The sequence below is a fragment of the Citrobacter sp. Cpo015 genome (genome assembly GCF_030333035.1).
Classification (GTDB): Bacteria; Pseudomonadota; Gammaproteobacteria; order Enterobacterales; family Enterobacteriaceae; genus Citrobacter; species Citrobacter portucalensis.
Genome location: NZ_JAOWGS010000009.1, coordinates 1 through 281, shown reverse-complemented (window position 1 = coordinate 281; position 281 = coordinate 1). Strand labels below are relative to the sequence as shown.

Below are 281 nucleotides of genomic sequence, written 5' to 3'. Positions count from 1 at the left end.
CACACTACCATCGGCGCTACGGCGTTTCACTTCTGAGTTCGGCATGGGGTCAGGTGGGACCACCGCGCTACAGCCGCCAGACAAATTCTTTTCTAAGTGCCGAACTTTAACCGAAAAACTGGTGCTGATACCCAGAGTCGAACTGGGGACCTCACCCTTACCAAGGGTGCGCTCTACCAACTGAGCCATATCAGCACACTAAATTTGATGCCTGGCAGTTCCCTACTCTCGCATGGGGAGACCCCACACTACCATCGGCGCTACGGCGTTTCACTTCTGAG

1 tRNA gene and 1 rRNA gene are annotated in these 281 nt (G+C 54.8%); both read right to left on the bottom strand.

Going from position 1 to position 281, the window contains the following annotated elements:
- A 5S ribosomal RNA gene (rrf, locus tag OGY67_RS00040) occupies nucleotides 1–81 on the bottom strand; the annotation flags it as partial.
- Between the two features lie 38 nt (nucleotides 82–119).
- Nucleotides 120–195: transfer RNA gene (locus OGY67_RS00035), tRNA-Thr, on the bottom strand.
- Nucleotides 196–281: the final 86 nt, after the last annotated feature.